Annotated in this window: 15 protein-coding genes; 6 read left to right on the forward strand and 9 right to left on the reverse strand. The window is 65.9% G+C overall.

All coding sequences use genetic code 11. The features are described from left to right. Positions 1-31: 31 nt before the first annotated feature. Positions 32-859 carry a hypothetical protein gene (locus CH273_RS18985; RefSeq protein ID WP_179275518.1) on the forward strand — a complete coding sequence of 276 codons (828 nt, stop codon included), beginning with the start codon at positions 32-34 and terminating at the stop codon, positions 857-859. Positions 860-893: 34 nt separating this feature from the next. On the opposite strand, the gene CH273_RS18990 is transcribed toward CH273_RS18985, so the two are convergent. The 8 genes from CH273_RS18990 to CH273_RS19025 form a co-directional block, all read right to left on the reverse strand. Continuing rightward, positions 894-1970 carry a ferrochelatase gene (locus CH273_RS18990; protein ID WP_094638059.1) on the reverse strand — a complete coding sequence of 359 codons (1077 nt, stop codon included), beginning with the start codon at positions 1968-1970 and terminating at the stop codon, positions 894-896. A 100-nt stretch (positions 1971-2070) separates the two neighbouring features. Further along, positions 2071-2895, reverse strand: coding sequence for an NADH-dependent enoyl-ACP reductase InhA (gene inhA, locus CH273_RS18995; protein WP_032398037.1), 825 nt, complete (start codon positions 2893-2895; stop codon positions 2071-2073). 73 nt (positions 2896-2968) lie between these two features. Then, on the reverse strand, positions 2969-3691 hold the full coding sequence (gene fabG1, locus CH273_RS19000) for a 3-oxoacyl-ACP reductase FabG1 (protein WP_032398036.1): 723 nt from the start codon (positions 3689-3691) through the stop codon (positions 2969-2971). A gap of 66 nt (positions 3692-3757) precedes the next feature. Continuing rightward, entirely contained in the window at positions 3758-4750 is a 993-nt protein-coding gene (locus CH273_RS19005; RefSeq protein WP_032398035.1) for a VWA domain-containing protein, read from the reverse strand. Then, positions 4747-5736 (reverse strand): DUF58 domain-containing protein, encoded by a 990-nt coding sequence (locus CH273_RS19010; protein WP_032398034.1) that lies wholly within the window; start codon positions 5734-5736, stop codon positions 4747-4749. The genes CH273_RS19005 and CH273_RS19010 overlap by 4 nt, the downstream gene beginning before the upstream one ends. Next, positions 5733-6980 (reverse strand): AAA family ATPase, encoded by a 1248-nt coding sequence (locus CH273_RS19015; RefSeq protein ID WP_032398455.1) that lies wholly within the window; start codon positions 6978-6980, stop codon positions 5733-5735. The genes CH273_RS19010 and CH273_RS19015 overlap by 4 nt, the downstream gene beginning before the upstream one ends. 290 nt (positions 6981-7270) lie before the next feature. Next, positions 7271-8791: an NlpC/P60 family protein gene (locus CH273_RS19020; protein WP_032398454.1), complete on the reverse strand. Its 1521-nt coding sequence runs from the start codon at positions 8789-8791 to the stop codon at positions 7271-7273. A gap of 439 nt (positions 8792-9230) precedes the next feature. Beyond that, a complete protein-coding gene (locus CH273_RS19025) occupies positions 9231-9773 on the reverse strand; it encodes an Rv1476 family membrane protein (RefSeq protein ID WP_032398033.1) in 543 nt (180 codons plus the stop codon). A 348-nt stretch (positions 9774-10121) separates the two neighbouring features. Here CH273_RS19025 and CH273_RS19030 point away from each other — a divergent pair, with 348 nt between their 5' ends. Continuing rightward, positions 10122-12932, forward strand: coding sequence for an aconitate hydratase (locus tag CH273_RS19030; RefSeq protein ID WP_032398032.1), 2811 nt, complete (start codon positions 10122-10124; stop codon positions 12930-12932). Positions 12933-13045: 113 nt separating this feature from the next. Further along, positions 13046-13612 carry a TetR/AcrR family transcriptional regulator gene (locus CH273_RS19035; protein ID WP_032398031.1) on the forward strand — a complete coding sequence of 189 codons (567 nt, stop codon included), beginning with the start codon at positions 13046-13048 and terminating at the stop codon, positions 13610-13612. Between the two features lie 6 nt (positions 13613-13618). Here the strand turns inward: CH273_RS19035 and CH273_RS19040 are convergent, their stop codons facing one another. Then, positions 13619-15250 (reverse strand): ABC-F family ATP-binding cassette domain-containing protein, encoded by a 1632-nt coding sequence (locus tag CH273_RS19040; protein WP_032398030.1) that lies wholly within the window; start codon positions 15248-15250, stop codon positions 13619-13621. Between the two features lie 150 nt (positions 15251-15400). Between CH273_RS19040 and CH273_RS19045 the strand changes: the two genes are divergently transcribed. Genes CH273_RS19045 through ku form a run of 3 tightly spaced genes read left to right on the forward strand, consistent with a single transcriptional unit; the run spans position 15401 to position 18324 of the window. Next, the gene (locus CH273_RS19045) at positions 15401-16189 is read left to right on the forward strand and encodes an SDR family oxidoreductase (protein ID WP_032398029.1); all 789 of its coding nucleotides are present in this window, start codon (positions 15401-15403) and stop codon (positions 16187-16189) included. Next, positions 16186-17331 (forward strand): lycopene cyclase family protein, encoded by a 1146-nt coding sequence (locus CH273_RS19050; RefSeq protein WP_032398028.1) that lies wholly within the window; start codon positions 16186-16188, stop codon positions 17329-17331. Before CH273_RS19045 ends, CH273_RS19050 begins: the two co-directional genes overlap by 4 nt. Before the next feature lie 51 nt (positions 17332-17382). After that, the gene (ku, locus tag CH273_RS19055; protein WP_032398027.1) at positions 17383-18324 is read left to right on the forward strand and encodes a non-homologous end joining protein Ku; all 942 of its coding nucleotides are present in this window, start codon (positions 17383-17385) and stop codon (positions 18322-18324) included. The last annotated feature ends 20 nt before the right edge of the window (positions 18325-18344 follow it).

An 18344-nucleotide genomic window follows, 5' to 3' on the forward strand; every position in this document is an offset into this window, starting at 1 on the left:
GGTTCGCCACGCCGACCTATGCTCGTGAGTCGTGTGTTCCTCAAGCGCAAGTCTCGCCCTGTGGGCCGGTTCCTGGCTGGCCGGTGCCAGCTCGCCCGACGACGTCATCGACGCCATGTACGAGTGGGCACCGATGCATCTGGTGGGTGCAGGCGATGCGGACGCGGCAATGAATTTCGGGCTCGAGCATCCCGGCTACGCCGATGGAATCGCGGGCCTGCTGCACGCGATCAGGGCGGCTGCAACAGCATCGACTCCCGAGGCCGGCGACGATCGAGTCAAACTCGTTCTGCCTGCCCCCGGCGCAGTGACTGGACTGCCTGCGAACACGGATTTCTCGCGTGCCGCCCTGAACGCGGGGCAGGCCGTGATCGTCGGGACCTCGGGCAACGCCGGCATCGGTGTGGTGCCCGTCGTGGAGGGACCGGATGTGTTGCGCTGGACCGTGTACTCGATCGTCGTCCCCGAGCACGGTCATCGAGATCAGGGGTTGGGTGAGGCCGAGTACGAAATGCGTGAGGCCGTGCGCGGCGCAGCGGACGCGCTCGCGCAGATGCAGTCGCTACCCACCCGCACCCTCGACACCGATCCGCGCACCCGTATCGCCGCACTGATCGCCGACGCGGCACGGCATCGCTACCCGGCAGAGATGTCCGACAGAGCGTTCCGCGTCCTCGAATCGGCAGATCGGGTCGCCGCCATTCTTACGGTCGCGGCGGGATCGGCTCCGTCGGAGGCACCGACCGCGTCGGCAGCCGCGGCCCGTGAAGAACTCGTTCGACCGCTGTGGGCTGCGGTGCGCACCGCGCGCACCATTGCAGTCGCGACGAGCATCGAAGCGGCGATGCACTCCGCCTGACACCCCGTCGGACGCAGGTGCCGGGCGGACGCGTTCACGACGTGGCTGCGGGCCTGGAGGGCCGGGTGGGCTGCTCACAACAGCCGACGGCGCAGCGACTGCCGTCCAGCGTCGAACCGTAGCCGGGCACACTGCCGAGGCCGCGGCACCGTCCACCGACTCGGTATTCGTCCACGAGCTCGCGAATCATCTGCGGAAAACGCGCATCGGATCCGGGAGTACCTGCACGGGCAAAGGCCATTCCCAGTTCACGGGCTTTCTCCTCCGCTTCGGTGTCCAGATCCCACACGACCTCGAGGTGGTCGGACACGAATCCGATCGGACACACGATGACGGCGTCGACGGACTTCTCCGACAGCGCTTCGAGGTGATCACAGATGTCGGGGTCGAGCCACGGCACCTGCGGAGGGCCGGAGCGGGATTGCCACACCAGGTCGTAATCGTCGACGCCCGACGCGGCTGCGACGAGCCTCGATGCCTCGGCCACCTGACGGCTGTAGAGGTGACCGCCGTCCTGGGGCGGGCCCGCATTGGCGTCGGCGGCCGAGGGGATGGAGTGTGCGGTGAACACCAGACGTGCACCGGCGCGGTGCTGCTCGGGCAGTGAGGCTCGCGCCGATGCGACGGCGTCGGCGAACGCGTCGACCATCAGCGGGTGGTCGTAGTACTGCCGGATCTTGAGCAGATGCGGTGCATCGTCACCGACGGCGGCGCGGGCCCGGGCGATGTCCTCGTGGTACTGCCTGCATCCGGAGTATCCGCCCCACGCGGAGGTCGGGAAAACGAGCGCGTTCCTGATTCCGTCCGACTTCATGGTCGCGACGGTGTCCTCGATCATCGGATGCCAGTTGCGGTTTCCGAAATAGATCGGCAGATCGACTCCGGCGGAATCGAATTCGCTGCGGAGCGCCTCGATGATGTCTCTGTTGAGTCGGTTGATCGGCGAGACTCCGCCGAAGTGCATGTAGTGCTCGACGACGGCGTCGAGCCGCTCGGGCGGCACTCCACGACCGCGAGTGACGTTCTCCAGGAACGGGCGTACGTCGGCGGGCTGTTCCGGCCCGCCGAACGAGAGCACCAACAATGCGTCGAAGTCTCCAGGGGTGGTCATGTTTTCCATTGTGCCCCCGTCGCCGACCGGCCCCTGCGGGGGTCCGATCGGCGAACCAAACCTCTCGGCGGGCGCACGTGCGGGTGCGCCCACCGCGGCATCACATGTTCTCGGGCAGGTACGTGTTGTGGCTGGCTCCGCCGTCGACGTACACGATGGATCCGGTGGTGCCGGGCAGCCAATCCGAGAGCAACGCGACGATGGACTTGGCGACGACGGTGGGGTCGTTGACATCCCAACCGATCGGGGCAGCACCGTCCCAGTAGACGTTGAGCTGGTTCATCTTTGCCGCGTCGTCCGTGGCCGTACCCGCGATGGCCTTGGCGGCGAGGGTCTTGATGGGGCCGGCAGCGACGAGGTTGGAGCGAATGCGCTTGGCGGCGCCCACTTCCCGGGCCACGTAGCGGTTGACCGATTCGAGAGCAGCCTTGGCCACGCCCATCCAGTTGTAGTACGGCATCGACGTACGAGGATCGAAGTCCATTCCGACGATGGAGCCACCCTCGTTCATGACCGGCAGAACTGCACGCGCGAGCGATGCGTAGCTCCACGCCGAGATCTCGAATGCCTTCGCGGCGTCGGGGCCGGGGCCGTCGAGGAACGGCTTCGCGTCGGGGCCCATCAGGGTGCGGGGCGCGAATGCGATCGAGTGCAGAACCCCGTCGATACCTTCGGGCGCGACCTCGCGCACTCGGTCCGCCAGGGCCGCGAGGTGCTCTTCGTTGGTGGCGTCGAGCTCGATCGCCGGCGGCACCTCCTTGGGTAGACGCTGTGCGATGCGGTCGATGAGCCGGAGCCGATCGAACCCGGTGATGATCACCTTGGCACCCTGCTCCTGCGCCATGGCCGCGGCGTGGAACGCGATCGAGGCATCGGTGATGATGCCGGTGACGAGAATGGTCTTGCCTTCGAGCAATCCGCCCATAGTGCTGTGTTCCTTAGCTTTCGAAGATGAAATCGATGACGTCGAACTGAAAAATACTGTGCAAGAACGGCTCTCAGTGACCCATGCCCATGCCGCCGTCGACGGGGATGACGGCACCGGACACGTAGGAGGAGTCCGGGCCGGCCAGGAAGCTCACAACCGCCGCGACGTCTTCGGGCTGCCCCAGACGCTGAAGCGGGATGAATTCCTTGGCCTTGCCGCGTAATTCGTCGGAGAGTTCTGCGGTCATGTCGGTTTCGATGAATCCCGGGGACACCACGTTCGCGGTGATCGAGCGTGATCCGAGTTCACGAGTGATCGACCTCGCCATGCCGATGACACCGGCTTTCGAGGCGGCATAATTGATCTGCCCCGGTCCGCCGGCCATGGCCACGACCGAACTCAGGAAGATCATCCGGCCCCAACGCGCGCGCAGCATGGCACGGTTGGCGCGCTTGGCGACCCGAAAGGCCCCGGTCAGGTTCGCGTCGATCACGCGCTGGAACTGCTCCTCGGTCATGCGCATCAGCAGCGTGTCGTCGGTGATTCCGGCATTGGCCACGAGCACCTCGACCGGACCCTGCTTCTCCTCGACCTCCTTGAAGGCCGCGTCCACCGAGGCGGAGTCGGTGACGTCGCAGACGACTCCCAACAGCCCGTCGGGGGCGCCGGAGCCGCGGTGGGTGACGGCCACCTTGTGTCCGTCGGCTCGGAGCCGCTGAGCAATGGCGAGACCGATACCTCGGTTTCCTCCGGTGACGAGTACCGATCGCGCGATGAAGTCAGGTGTGGACATGCCTAGCAACCTATCTGTTCGTCCTGGAATGACAAAGCGAAACTTACTGGTGAGTAAGAACAAAGATCACGGCAGACGTTGCCGCATCACCAACGCCGAACCGAGGCCGACCGATATGCAGAGAACACCGAGTATCAGCCACGGACGCGACGCGTCGCCGCGGGTGATCTCGAACCCGATCTGTTCTTCGAGGGTGTCGTAGACGTCTCGGAGACCCTCGAGCGACGACGCGGAGAAGAAGCTGCCGCCGGACAGGTTCGCGATCTCTCGCAACGACGGATCGTCGACCGGTACGGGGACGCGTTCGACGCCGTTCTCGTCCTCGATCTCGACCGAGCCGTAGCTGGTGCCGAACGAGATCGTGGAAATGGGCACGTTCTTGTCCTTGGCGGCACGCGCCGCGGTGTACCCGCCGCGTGGGTCGTCGAGGTTCTGCGGGACGGTCTGCTTACCGTCCGAGAGCAGCACGATGCGCGCAGGCGGTGCCGCGTCGCCGCCGCCGAGGATGGCACCGAGAGTGTCGATGGACTGGAGCGAGGTGAAGATCGCCTCGCCTGTGGCCGTTCGCTCGCTGAGCTGCAACTTGTCGATGGCGGACTTGGTGGCCTCGCGGTTGGCCGTTGGCGAGACCAGAACCGACGCCGTACCGGCGAACGCGACCAGTCCGAGATTGATGCCGGGTGTCAGACCGTCGGCGAAGGATTTCGCTGCTTCCTGCGCGGCGGCCAACCGAGTCGGCTCGACGTCCGTGGCCTCCATGGACAGTGACACGTCGATCACCAGCATGACCGTTGCCCGGTTCCGGGGCACGCGTTGATCGGCGGTTGGGCCGGCCAGCGCAACGGTGAGGAACATCAGGCCGACCAGAACGAGAGCCGTCGGCAGGTGCCGCAGCCGATTGGGCCGATCGGGTGCGACGGACTCGAGCAGTTCCATGTTGGAGAACCGCAGTACGTGCTTCTGCTTGCGCCGCTGGACCCAGACGTAGCCGACCGTCAGTGCGATGACGACGACGAGAAAGCCCAGCCACCACGGCGAGGCGAAATCGGTCAGGCTCATCGCGGCGCCCGCGCGGTGTTGGTGAATCCGGCCCCGATGGTGTGCCTGCGTGCGGTCACGAACCGTACGACGTCGGCGATCCAGTCACCGTCGGTACGGAGCGTCAATCGAGGTGCGCCGCACCGCCGCAGCGCCTTCTCCACGTCGTCACGGTGTGCCGCGGCTGCGCGCGCGAAATCTGCCCGCAACCGCGGTGTCGTACTGAATTCGCGAGTACGACCGGATTCCGGATCGTGGAGAACGACGTCACCGACGTCGGGCAGTTCGAGATCACGTGGGTCGAGTACCTCGACGGCCAAGACGTCGTGCCGCGCGGAGATGGCCCGGAGCGAGCGCTCCCAGTCGATCGGCCCGAGAAAGTCGCTGATCACCACTGCCATTCCACGGCGTCGTTCGGGGCGTCGCAACGCTTCGATGGCCGCGCGCAGGTCGCCGCGCACACCGTCGGCTGCAGCAGGAGTGGTGGCAATGGCGCGAAGCATCGACTGCGTGTGCACGCGGCCGCCGCGTGCCGGAATGCGGTTGGTGTCCGAACCTGTTGCCACCACCGCGCCGATTCGATTTCCGCCACCGCCGGACAGGTGCGTGATGGCAGCCGAGGCCGCGACCGCGAGGTCGCGCTTCTCGCACCCGGTGGTGCCGAAGTCGAGGCTGGCCGACAGATCGACCACGAGCCAGGTCTCCAGTTCGCGGTCGGCGACGGACTGCCGCACGTGCGGATGCGTCGTACGCGCGGTGACCGACCAGTCCATCTGGCGAACGTCGTCACCCGGCTGGTACTCCCTGGCATCGCCCGGCTCGGACCCCGGACCGGGTATCAATCCGAGATGGTCACCGTGCAACACCCCGTCCAGCCGTCGACGCACGGTCAGTTCCAGGGTCCGCAGCGCTGCGGCCAGCTTCGGATCACGCAGCTCACCCGAGCGGAACGACGGCGGCCGGGAAACGACGGCTCGGCCCGCGGAGGCGGTGTCGGGTCCGCTCACTGCCCCGGCGTACCGATCGATGATCCGTCACCGGACGGCTTCTGCAGAGACGGTGCGGGCTGGCCGTACTGCCCGGCTTGCGGATGGCTCTGGGGCCCTGGCTGCTGGGGACCCGGCTGCTGGGGCGCAGGCGGTTGGCCCTGGCCGGGAAACTGACCGGGTGCCGGGTACTGCCCCTGGGGCGGGTAGGGCCCCTGCGGCTGACGTCCGTCGAAGTGCTGCCCGGCCGGACCCCCTCCGTTGCTCTGCGGCAGCGGTACCGCCTGCGGCGACACCTGCGGTAGACCGACGGTCTGCAGCACCCGGGAGATGACCGTCTCGGGGGTCACCTCGTCGGCCAGAGCGTCGTAGGAGAGCACGAGACGGTGCCGGAGCACGTCGGGAATGACTTCGAGAACGTCCTGAGGGACGACGTAGTCGCGACCACGGAGCAGAGCCAGTGCGCGGGAGGCCGCGATGATGCCGAGTGTCGCACGTGGCGATGCACCGTAGGCGATCCAGCTCGCCACGTCGTCCATCCCGAACTGCTCGGGCGTTCGGGTAGCGGCGATGACCCGCACCACGTAGTCGACGAGCGCGTGGTGCACGAACACCGAGCTGGCCAGATTCTGCAGCCGAACCAACTCGGCCGGGTCGAGGATCTGCTTGGGCTCGGGGGCCTTGATGCCCATGCGGTAGACGATCTCGCGTTCCTCTTCGACCGTCGGGTAGTCGACGACGATCTTGAACAGGAACCTGTCTCGCTGAGCTTCGGGAAGGGGGTACACACCCTCGTTCTCGATGGGGTTCTGCGTGGCCATCACCAGGAACGGGTCGGGCATCGGGAACGTCTTGCCGCCGATGGTCACGTGCCGCTCCGCCATGACCTCGAGCAGTGCGGACTGAACCTTGGCCGGTGCACGGTTGATCTCGTCGGCCAGCACGAAGTTGGCCACGACGGGTCCCAGTTCGGTGTCGAACTCCTCACGGCCCTGACGGTAGATCCGGGTGCCCACGAGGTCGGTGGGCACCAAGTCGGGAGTGAACTGAACTCGTGAGAACGAACCACCCACCACCCGTGCGAAGGTCTCGACGGCGAGGGTCTTGGCGACACCGGGGACGCCCTCGAGCAACACGTGTCCGCGTGCGAGCAACCCCACCAGAATGCGCTCCACCAGTCGGTCCTGACCGACGATCACGCGCTTGACCTCGTACACGGCCTTCTCGAGAAGTTGGACGTCCTCGGCCAGGGCCGGACTGTCCACCCGCTTCGGCTCCGCACTCGGTGGATTCGGAGTCGCAGACTCGACTCGCGTCGACCCCTCGTCGTTCGAAATCCGGCCGTCACGTGATGTCACCAAGAATTCACCGCTTTCAGTCGATCGTCGTCGGGCTCGTTTCGTACCGCCGCAATCAACTATTCCAGGTGATCGGTGTGTGCGCCGAAAGGCACCCCCGGCGGGAAGCCGGAGTGGAGCCTGCGGAACGACTCGAGAAGCCGGAGTGGAGCCTGCGGAGCGACTCGAGAAGCCGGAGTGGAGCCTGCGGATCGCGGTCAGGACACCATGCGCACGGCGTACGGCGTCATTCCGCTGTAGCGAACGTCGGACACCTTCACCACCGAACCCGATTGCGGGGCTTCGAGCATCTTGCCGTCGCCGAGGTAGAGCGCGACGTGTTGGCTGGCGTTGGGTCCGTAGAAGATCATGTCGCCGCGCTTCATCTCCGAGGACGGCACCTGCTTACCGGCGGTGTATTGGTAGCCGGTGTAGTGCGGTAGCGAGATACCCAGTCCTGCGAAGGCGTAGATCATCAGCCCCGAGCAATCGAAGCCGACCTTGTTGTAGTCGCCGTAGCTGTCGGCGACTCCGCCGTCCCTGATGCCCTTGGTCGGTCCGTTCTCGTCGCCGCCGCCCCAGGAGTACGGCACACCGAGCTGGCTCATTCCGCGGTCGATCGCCAACTCGACAGCTGCGCTGCCGGTGACGGACGGGGTCGTGGAGGTCTTCGGTTTGGTGGGCGCCTTGGGCTTGGTGGGGGTGGTGGGCGTGGTCGTGGTCGAGCTGTCCGAGTCGGTCGACGCGCTCGAATCGTCGTCCACGTCCACGTGTGAACGCTGGCCCTCGGCGATGGCGGCCGCGCGTTGCTGCGCCGCCAGGTTGGCCGACACTCGGGCAGCTGCCTGCACAGCAGCTTCCTTCGCTGCGGCCGTGGCGGCGGCAATGGCCGCGTCCTCGGCCGCCTTCTGCGCCTCCCAGTCGCCGTATGCGGCTCGCTGGTCCTGCAGACCGGCGACGTTGCTGCGGGCGGCATCGAGTTCGGTCTGCGCCGAGTCGCGCTCCGATTCGATCGTGGCCTTCCGGTCGGCCTCTGCCTGCAGCGCGGCCTGCGCCTCGGCGATGGCCTGCTCGGCCTCCGCCTTCTTCGCCTCGGCTTCCGAGGCAGCGGCGTCGGCTTGCTGCTTGGACTCACGCGCTGCCGAGTCGCGGTTCGCCTGCTCGGTACGGGCTCGCTGCAGGCCGTCGAGTACTGCGTTCTGACTGTTGGAGAGAATCTTCAGGACCTGGGCGCGGTCCAGGACGTCGTCCGGTCCGCTGGATCCCAGGAACGACGCCATCGAGGCGACGCCCGAGCCCTGGGTGTAGCTCGATTTGGCGAACTCGTCGAACTTGGCCTGGGCCGCCTGGATCTGGGTGCCTGCGTCGGCGAGAGCCTGCTGTGCGGCACCGACGACCGCGGCGGCCACGTCGGCCGCGTCGCGCGCATTCTGCAGATCGACCAGGGCCTTGTTGACGCCTTCGCGCTTCGACGCGACCTCGTCGTCGAGTTGGGCGAGCTGCTGGTTGGCCGAGGCGATCGCGTCGATCAGTTGGCCGACTCGGCCGAGGCTCGAATCGACGGCGCTGCCCGCGGCGGCGATGTCGGTGTCCGAGGGGTTGGGGGGTGGCGGTGGTACCGCGGCGGCAACCCCGGGAAGGGTCGCCGTCAACGCGAGAACGAGGCCTGCGCCTACCAGCACGAATCGGGTACGGACGAGTGCACGGCGGTGAGTTCCGCGGACTTGACGTCGGCTCACAAATGTCTCCCTCGGGTCCGGCATTCACTCAGGTTCGCGTCGAACCGTCGTGCCGTCGGGAAGCTCTCCGTCCTCCACCCCGATCGCAGGTGACGGTGAGCGCTCTCGCCGGGCAGGAAAGAAACACGCAGCGATACGACAGGTGCGAACCACGTCAGTCACACCCGAAGCAGTGGCCTCCCGAGTTCCCCACGGATGACAACCGCCTTCTGCGACACTCCTTCCCCAGCAGTGCCAATGGCACCGTACGACACTTCGCACCCTAAAGAAACTCCAGTCACAAATGACACATTGGTAATTTCACCAGGCACAACGCCGTGAACTCGGGGTTTACCGAAAACAATTTTTCCGACTTTTTCGGACGACCCGACGGTCACCATCGGGACGGGGTCGAACGGGGCGAGCGTCGGTCGGTCGAACGACACTCCGACGCGCGTGTTCAGTCGGCGACGGACTCGCTGTGCGCGCGGTCGTTCGACTCCGAACGCGAGCGATATCTGCGGACCTTCACGACAGCGGTCAGAGCCGCGACCGCGGCGACCACGACGACCAGGCCGCCCGTGAGCAGACCCCACGGCGTCTGATCCTCGACGAGGGTGTCGACGAAGTTGTCGGCCGCCACGACGTGGTTCCCGGTGTACGTACGGTCCTGGCCTGCTTCGAGGGTCACCCGGCTGATCGAGTCGCTGAACGTACCCACCTGCCCTGGGCTGAGCACGAGAACAGTCCCGCCCTCGCGTGCTCCGACAGCGGTTGCGAGGTCTCGAAGTTGCGAGTCGTGGCGAGGTTCGGTCGGCACGATGACGATGCTCAGATCGATGCCGTGGTCCTCGGCGCGCGCGACGGCCGCGGACAAACCGGCCTCCTCGTCGGCGGGGGCACTGACGCCGGACTCGCGGACCGTGGCGACGATGCTGTCGACGTCCAGACCTGCCGGTATATCGGTGGCAAGTGGGGAAACGGCGTGAATCGGCTCAGGCATCTCTCGTCCAGTCGGTAGGAACCAGTCGGCTCGAACCCTACGTCACCGCCACGTGCGAACCTGGTTGCCCCGCAGGTCCGGCTTCACTACTGAGGTCGCCCTTCATTGCGCAGCCGGGAGCACTGCGTGAGGATCGTCGTGTGGTTCGGTCCCTCCAGACCCACCGAGGACCCGACCGCAGGTTTTCACAGGACAAGCGTACTGTTAGACTTCCATCGAGACACCGACCGTGCGTCCGCCCCGAACTCTCGCTACCGAGATTCGAGGCCGAGGCCCGCAGTCGGCGCCTCGCTTCAACCGTCGACACAGCCCCGTCGGCGGTGTGCCTCATAGACGAGTGGAGCTGAAGTGACCGCAAGTAAAGATTCATTCGGTGCAAAGGGCACCCTCGAAGTCGGAGAGAACTCGTACGAGATCTTCCGACTGTCGGCCTTGCCCGGTGCCGAGAAGTTGCCCTACGCACTGAAGGTCCTCGCGGAGAACCTCCTTCGCACCGAGGACGGTGCAAACATCACCGCCGACCACATTCGTTCGATCGCCTCGTGGGATCCGTCCGCGGAACCGAGCTTCGAGATCCAGTTCACCCCTGCACGCGTCATCATGCAGGACTTCACCGGCGTTCCCTGCATCGTCGACCTCGCCACGATGCGTGAAGCCGTCACCACCCTGGGCGGCGACCCGAACAAGGTCAACCCCCTCTCCCCCGCCGACATGGTCATCGACCACTCGGTCATCCTCGACGTCTTCGGCCGCGCCGATGCTCTCGAGCGCAACGTCGACCTCGAGTACGAGCGCAACGGTGAGCGCTACCAGTTCCTGCGTTGGGGACAGGGCGCGTTCGACGACTTCAAGGTCGTCCCTCCGGGCATGGGCATCGTGCACCAGGTCAACATCGAATACCTCGCACCGACGATCATGACCCGCAAGGGCCAGGCCTACCCCGACACCTGCGTCGGCACCGACTCGCACACCACGATGGTCAACGGCCTCGGTGTGTTGGGCTGGGGCGTCGGCGGTATCGAAGCCGAGGCGGCCATGCTCGGCCAGCCCGTCTCGATGCTGATCCCCCGCGTCGTCGGTTTCAAGCTCTCCGGTGAGATCCAGCCCGGCGTCACCGCGACCGACGTGGTGCTGACCGCGACCGAGATGCTGCGCAAGCACGGCGTCGTCGGCAAGTTCGTAGAGTTCTACGGCGAGGGCGTGGCCGAGGTTCCGCTCGCGAACCGCGCCACCCTGGGCAACATGAGCCCCGAGTTCGGTTCCACCGCAGCGATCTTCCCAATCGACGAAGAGACGATCAACTACCTGCGCCTCACCGGCCGCAGCGACGAGCAGCTCGCGCTCGTCGAGGCGTACGCCAAGGAACAGGGCATGTGGCACGACCCGAAGAACGAGGCCGTGTACTCCGAGTACATCGAACTCGACCTCAACACGGTCGTTCCGTCCATCGCGGGACCGAAGCGCCCGCAGGACCGAATCCTGTTGTCCGAGTCCAAGGTTGCCTTCCGCAAGGACATCCACAACTACGTCGAGGAGAACCACCCGGCGCACGAGGGTGACAGCAAGCTCGACGAGGCACTCGACGAGTCGTTCCCGGCCAGTGATTCCGCTTCGCTGAGCTTCGCCGAAGAGGACTCCGTCGACGTACGTTCTGCCGCATACGGTTCCGAGGGCCGCCCGAGCAAGCCGATTCGGGTCACCACCGACGAGGCCGGCGAATTCGTCCTCGACCACGGTGCCGTCGTCGTCGCAGGCATCACCTCGTGCACCAACACCTCGAACCCGTCGGTCATGCTCGGCGCAGCACTGCTCGCCCGCAATGCCGTCGAGAAGGGGCTGTCCACCAAGCCGTGGGTCAAGACCAACATGGCACCCGGCTCGCAGGTCGTCACCGACTACTACGAGAAGGCCGGCCTGTGGCCGTACCTCGAGAAGCTCGGCTACTACCTCGGTGGTTACGGCTGCACCACGTGCATCGGTAACACCGGTCCGCTGCTCGAGCCGATCTCGAAGGCGATCAACGACAACGACCTCTCGGTCACCGCAGTCCTGTCGGGCAACCGCAACTTCGAAGGCCGCATCTCCCCCGACGTGAAGATGAACTACCTGGCTTCGCCGCCGCTGGTCATCGCCTACGGCCTGGCGGGCACGATGGACTTCGACTTCGAGACCGACGCTCTCGGCGAGGATCACGAGGGCAATCCGGTGTTCCTCAAGGACATCTGGCCGTCCTCGCAGGAGATCGAGGAGACCATCCAGTCCTCGATCAGCCGGGACATGTTCAGCAAGTCCTACGAGACCATCTTCGCCGGTGACAGCCGCTGGCAGAACCTGTCGACCCCCGAGGGCGACACGTTCGAGTGGGATCCCAAGTCGACGTACGTGCGCAAGCCTCCGTACTTCGACGGCATGACGATGGACCCGGCTCCCGTCGAGGACATCAAGGGTGCACGCGTGCTGGCGCTGCTCGGCGATTCGGTCACCACCGACCACATCAGCCCGGCCGGTCCCATCAAGGCGGGTACACCTGCCGCGCAGTACCTGGATTCGCACGGCGTCGAGCGCAAGGACTACAACTCGCTCGGTTCGCGCCGCGGAAACCACGAGGTCATGATTCGCGGAACGTTCGCGAACATCCGCCTGAAGAACCAGCTCCTCGACGACGTCTCGGGTGGCTACACCCGCGACTTCACGCAGGACGGCGGACCGCAGTCCTTCATCTACGACGCGTCGCAGAACTACCAGAAGGCCGGCATCCCGCTGGTCGTGCTGGGCGGCAAGGAGTACGGCAGCGGCTCCTCACGTGACTGGGCCGCCAAGGGCACCTCGCTCCTGGGCGTCAAGGCCGTCATCACCGAGTCGTTCGAGCGCATCCACCGCTCCAACCTCATCGGCATGGGCGTCGTCCCCCTGCAGTTCCCGGCCGGTGAGAGCGCATCGTCGCTCAAGCTGGACGGCACCGAGACCTTCGACATCGTCGGAGTCGCGAAGCTGAACGAGGGCACCACCCCGAAGACGATGACCGTCATCGCCACCAAGGAAGACGGCTCGAAGGTCGAATTCGAGGCAGTGGTTCGCATCGACACCCCGGGTGAAGCGGACTACTACCGCAACGGCGGCATCCTGCAGTACGTGCTGCGCAACATGATCAGAGGCTGAGTGCGCGTCGTCTGACGTACGCCTCGAACGGCGATGGGCCCGGAACCGACAACGTGTTTCCGGGCCCATCGCCGTCTCGGTCGAGGCCCTCATCGAAAGTAGGAAACCCACACGTGCCCAAGGTCAGCGAAGACCACCTGGCTGCCCGTCGAAGCGAGATTCTCGACGGCGCGCGTAAGTGCTTCGGCGAGTTCGGTTACGAGGGCGCGACAGTACGGCGTCTCGAAGAAGCCACCGGCCTGTCGCGCGGAGCCATATTCCACCACTTCAAGGACAAGGACGGGCTCTTCCTCGCGCTGGCTCAGGAAGATGCCCGACGCATGGCCGAGGTCGCGGCCACTCAGGGTCTGGTGCAGGTGATGCGAGACATGCTGGCGCAACCCGAACAATTCGAATGGCTCGGCACGCGGCTTGAGATCACCCGACGATTGCGCACGGACGCGGACTTCCGGTCCAGCTGGGCCGAGAGGTCGGCCGAGCTGACCGACGCCACACTCGGACGACTCGAGCGTCAGAAGACCGCAGGACGACTGCGCGACGACGTACCCAACGACGTCCTCGCCGACTACCTCGATCTCGTGCTCGACGGCCTGGTGGCTCGCATTGCGTCCGGTCACGGCGGCTCGAACCTCGCCGCGATCCTGGACCTGGTCGAGGAGTCGGTCCGCAGGCAGGACTGAGCACCGTTACGCGAGCTGGATCAGTTCCAGGTATTCCTGCGACCAGTGGTCCTCGGTGCCGTCGGGAAGCAGAATCACTCGTTCGGGTGACAGCGCTTCGGCGGCACCGGGATCGTGGGTAACCAGTACGACAGCGCCCTTGTAGCTGCGTAGCGCGTCGAGCACCTGCTCACGGGAGATCGGGTCGAGGTTGTTGGTCGGTTCGTCGAGCAGGAGAACGTTCGCCGCGGAGGAGACCAACCCGGCGAGAGCCAAACGGGTCTTCTCGCCACCGGACAGTGTTCCTGCCGGCTGGTCGAGCTGGGGCCCGGTGAACATGAAGGCTCCGAGCAGCGATCGCAGTTCCTGTTCGCCGGTGTCGGGTGCCGCGTGCCGGATGTTCTCCCAGACAGAAGCGTGGTCGTCGAGAGTGTCGTGTTCCTGCGCGAAGTATCCGACGCGCATGCCGTGGCCGGGTTCGATCTCACCGGTATCCGCCTTCTCGGTTCCGGCGAGGATCCGCAGCAGCGTCGTCTTGCCTGCACCGTTGAGCCCGAGCACCACGACACGGCTGCCCCGGTCGATGGCGAGGTCGACGCCGGCGAAGATCTCCAGCGATCCGTACATCTTGGTCAGGTTCTTCGCCATCAGCGGCGTCTTGCCGCACGGTGCCGGCTCTGGGAAACGAATGTGCGCCACCTTGTCGGACACACGTTCGGCATCGAGGTTGGCGAGCAGCTTGTCGGCGCGCTTCGCCATGTTCTGTGCTGCAACGGCTTTCGTCGCCTTGGCCCCCATCTTGGCGGCCTGCACGCGCAGTGCCCCGGCTTTCTTCTCCGCGTTGGCGCGCTCACGACGGCGACGCTGCTCGTCCGTGGCGCGGGCGTCGAGGTACTTCTTCCAGTTCATGTTGTAGATGTCGGCTTCGCCGCGGACGGCGTCGAGGAACCACACCCTGTTCACCACGTCTCCGAGCAGTTCGACGTCGTGGCTGATCACGATGAGTCCGCCCTCGTGGTTCTGGAGGAATCCGCGCAGCCAGGTGATGGAATCGGCGTCGAGGTGGTTGGTCGGCTCGTCGAGCAGCAAGGTGGTGTTCGATCGTCCACCACTACCGTCGGACGCGGCGAACAGAATGCGAGCCAGCTCGACGCGTCGACGCTGTCCACCGGACAGGGTCCGTAGCGGTTGGCCGAGGATGCGGTCGGCCAGGCCGAGGCTGTTGCAGATGCGGGCCGCTTCGCTCTCGGCTTCGTAACCGCCGAGGGACGCGAAACGCTCTTCGAGTTCGCCGTATTTACGGACTGCTTTGTCGAGCAGCGCCTCGTCGGCAACCTCGGCCATCAGCGCTTGCTGCTTCTCCATCTTGTGCAGGAGGGTGTCCAGGCCACGCGCCGAGAGCACGCGATCCTTGGCCAGCACGTCGAGGTCGCCTTCTTTGGGATCCTGCGGCAGGTAACCGAGTTCGCCGGTGCGCACGACCTCGCCCGCGTAGGGCTCGCCTTCGCCCGCCAGGATGCGCAACGTGGTGGTCTTTCCTGCACCGTTGCGACCGACCAACCCGATGCGGTCGCCCGCCTGTACCCGGAGCGCGGGCCCCTCGGTGGACAGAAGGGTCCGCACACCGGCACGAACTTCCAGGTCGGTGGCGGTGATCACGCGTGAGCTCCTAGCGATTGCCGAACAAGATCGTCGCCCGTCGACCGACGGGCGAACCATGCCGCCGAACAGCACAGCAAACCCCCATTTTAGCTCAGCATTCACGTGCCCTCACCCAGGAACGACGGTGACACCGGTAACGTCTGATCGATGACCGACGCCTCCGAAACAGTCAGCTCTTCCAGCGCGCCGACCCCCGACCTCGCCGGGCGCACCGCACTCGTCACCGGCGGCAGCCGAGGCATCGGCAAGGCCATCGCCGCGGAACTGCTCGCCCGCGGCGCGAACGTCGCCATCACCGCTCGCAAGCGCGAACCTCTCGTTGCGGCGGCAGCGGAACTCGGCGATTCCGTGCTCGCGATCGACGGTAATGCGGGCGACCCGGAGCACCGACGCAACGCGGTCGCGAGCACCGTGGAGACCTTCGGTTCACTGGACATCCTGGTCAACAACACCGGCATCAACCCCGTCTACGGCTCACTGATGGACGCCGACCTGGCTGGCGTGAGCAAGATCTTCGACACGAACGTCGTGGGTACCCTCGGATTCGTCCAGCAGGCGTTCCATGCCTGGATGAGCGAGCACGGCGGCGCGATCGTCAACGTCGCCAGCGTGGCCGGCATCCGCTCCACCGGCGTGATCGCCGCGTACGGCGCATCCAAAGCCGCTCTGATCCGCCTCACCGAGGAGCTCGCCTGGCAGCTCGGTCCGAAGATTCGCGTCAATGCCGTGGCTCCGGGCGTGGTGAAGACGAAATTCGCCGAGGCTCTCGTCGCCAACGGCGAAGACGCGGCAGCGGCCGGCTATCCGATGAAGCGTCTCGGCAATCCTGAGGACGTAGCGGCCCTGGTGGCCTTCCTGGTGTCGGACGCGTCCTCCTGGATCACGGGCGAGACCGTGCGCGTGGACGGTGGTTTGCTCGCCACCGGCGGAATGTGAACGATTTCTCGGCCGACGTCGCGGTGGTCGGACTCGGTCCCGCGGGGCGGGCCGTCGCCCATCGGTGCGCCGAGGCCGGACTTGATGTGCTCGCACTCGATCCACACCCGTCGCGCACCTGGACACCGACGTATTCCGCCTGGGCCGACGAGTTGCCGTCGTGGTTGCCTCCGACCGCCGTCGCCTCGACTGCGCAGAAGCCGGCGGTATGGACCGACCGTCATCGGATCATCGACCGGACGTACTGCGTGCTGGACACACCTGCCCTGCAAGCGACCCTGTCCCTCGACCGCGTCCGAGTGCTGGCGGGGACGGCCGTCGACGTCACCGGTTCCCGGGTGACGACCGCCGACGGCACCATCGTCGATGCTCGTCACGTCGTCGACGCCCGCGGCACGCTCGATTCTCGGGACCTCGCACAGCAGACGGCGTACGGCATCGTCGTCGACCGGGACCGCGCCGAGCCGATCCTCGAAGGGTCGGACGCCTGGTTCATGGACTGGCGCACCGACAACGGAGCTCGGCCCGGTGAGGCCCCTAGTTTTCTCTACGCCGTGGCGCTCGACGAAGGTCGGATCCTGCTCGAGGAGACGTGTCTGGTCGGCCGGCCACCGCTGGAACTTGCTTTGCTTCGATCGCGGCTGCACCACCGGCTCACCCGTCGGAACGTGGAACCGACCGGCGGCGAGGACGTCGAGCGAGTGCGGTTCTCGGTCGAACCGCCGCCTCGGTCGCGGCTGCACACCGGGCGTGGCGGACCGGTGCTCTTCGGTTCCCGCTCCAATCTGATGCATCCCGCCACGGGGTACAGCGTTGCGGCGTCGCTGGCGACGGCGGATCACCTCGTCGAGAGATTCCGAGGCGGTGGACGTTCGCGCCCGATGCGCCCGGTGCACGTCTGGACGGTTCAGAAGCTTCGCAACCTCGGGCTGCGCACGGCACTGGCTCTCGAACCCGAGATGGTCCCCCAGTTCTTCTCCAGCTTCTTCTCGCTCCCGGTCGAACTGCAGCGCTCGTACCTGTCCGGGTACGACGACGCCCTCGGGACGATGACCGCGATGCTGAAGATGTTTCCGACGCTCCCGGGATCGGCCAGGCTCGCGATCGCGCGCACGATAGTGCGCACTCCGGGCCGCGGCTGAGTTTCCCGCCAACGGTCGACACGCGGGCGCCCGGTCGGCGATCATGGACAGATGCGCAGCATTTGGAAGGGCTCGATCGCCTTCGGACTGGTCAATGTTCCGGTGAAGGTCTACTCGGCCACCGAGCAGCACGACATTCGGTTTCATCAAGTGCACGCGAAGGACGGCGGGCGCATCAAGTACGACCGCATCTGTCAGGAATGCGGCAAGTCGGTGCAGTTCGCCGATATCGACAAGGCGTACGACTCCCCCGACGGGGAACGCGTCATTCTCACCGACGACGACTTCGACAAGCTGCCTGCGGCGGAGAAGCACGAAATTCCGGTTCTCGAATTCGTGCCGACCGAGCAGATCGATCCGATCCTCTACGACAAGAGTTACTTCCTCGAGCCGGACTCCGCGTCACCCAAGGCCTACGTGCTGCTTCGGGAGACGCTGGAGGAAACCGAACGCACCGCGCTGGTGCATTTCACTCTGCGACAGAAGACCCGCCTGGCCGCACTACGCGTGCGCGACGATGTGCTGGTGATTCAGACACTGCTATGGCCGGACGAAGTCAGGGCCGCAGAGTTTCCTTCGCTCGAAGACGCGCCGTCCGCGCGCCCGCAGGAAGTGAAGATGGCGACGTCCCTGGTCGAAAGCATGTCCTCGGAATTCGATCCCACCGAGTACACCGACGACTACCAGATCGAACTGCGCAAGCTGATCGACGAGACGCTCGCCAACGGCGGTGAGAAGGTCATCCACACCGAGACGGAGAAGGACGACGACGGAGAGGATGCCGAGGTCGTCGATCTCGTGGCGGCTTTGCAACGCAGCGTCGAGGCGGCAGGCAAGAACACGAAGTCGGGGTCCTCCACATCCGCTTCGGCGAAGAAGACACCCGCGAAGAAAGCCCCGGCGAAGAAGGCGACCGCCAAGAAGACGGCAGCGAAGAAGTCGACCCCCGCCAAGACCGCCGACTCCAAAGCCGACGAAGCCAAGGGTGCGTGAGGGGGCCGACTCGGCCGTAC

The sequence above is a fragment of the Rhodococcus sp. 05-339-2 genome (assembly GCF_002258965.1).
Classification (GTDB): domain Bacteria; phylum Actinomycetota; class Actinomycetes; order Mycobacteriales; family Mycobacteriaceae; genus Rhodococcoides.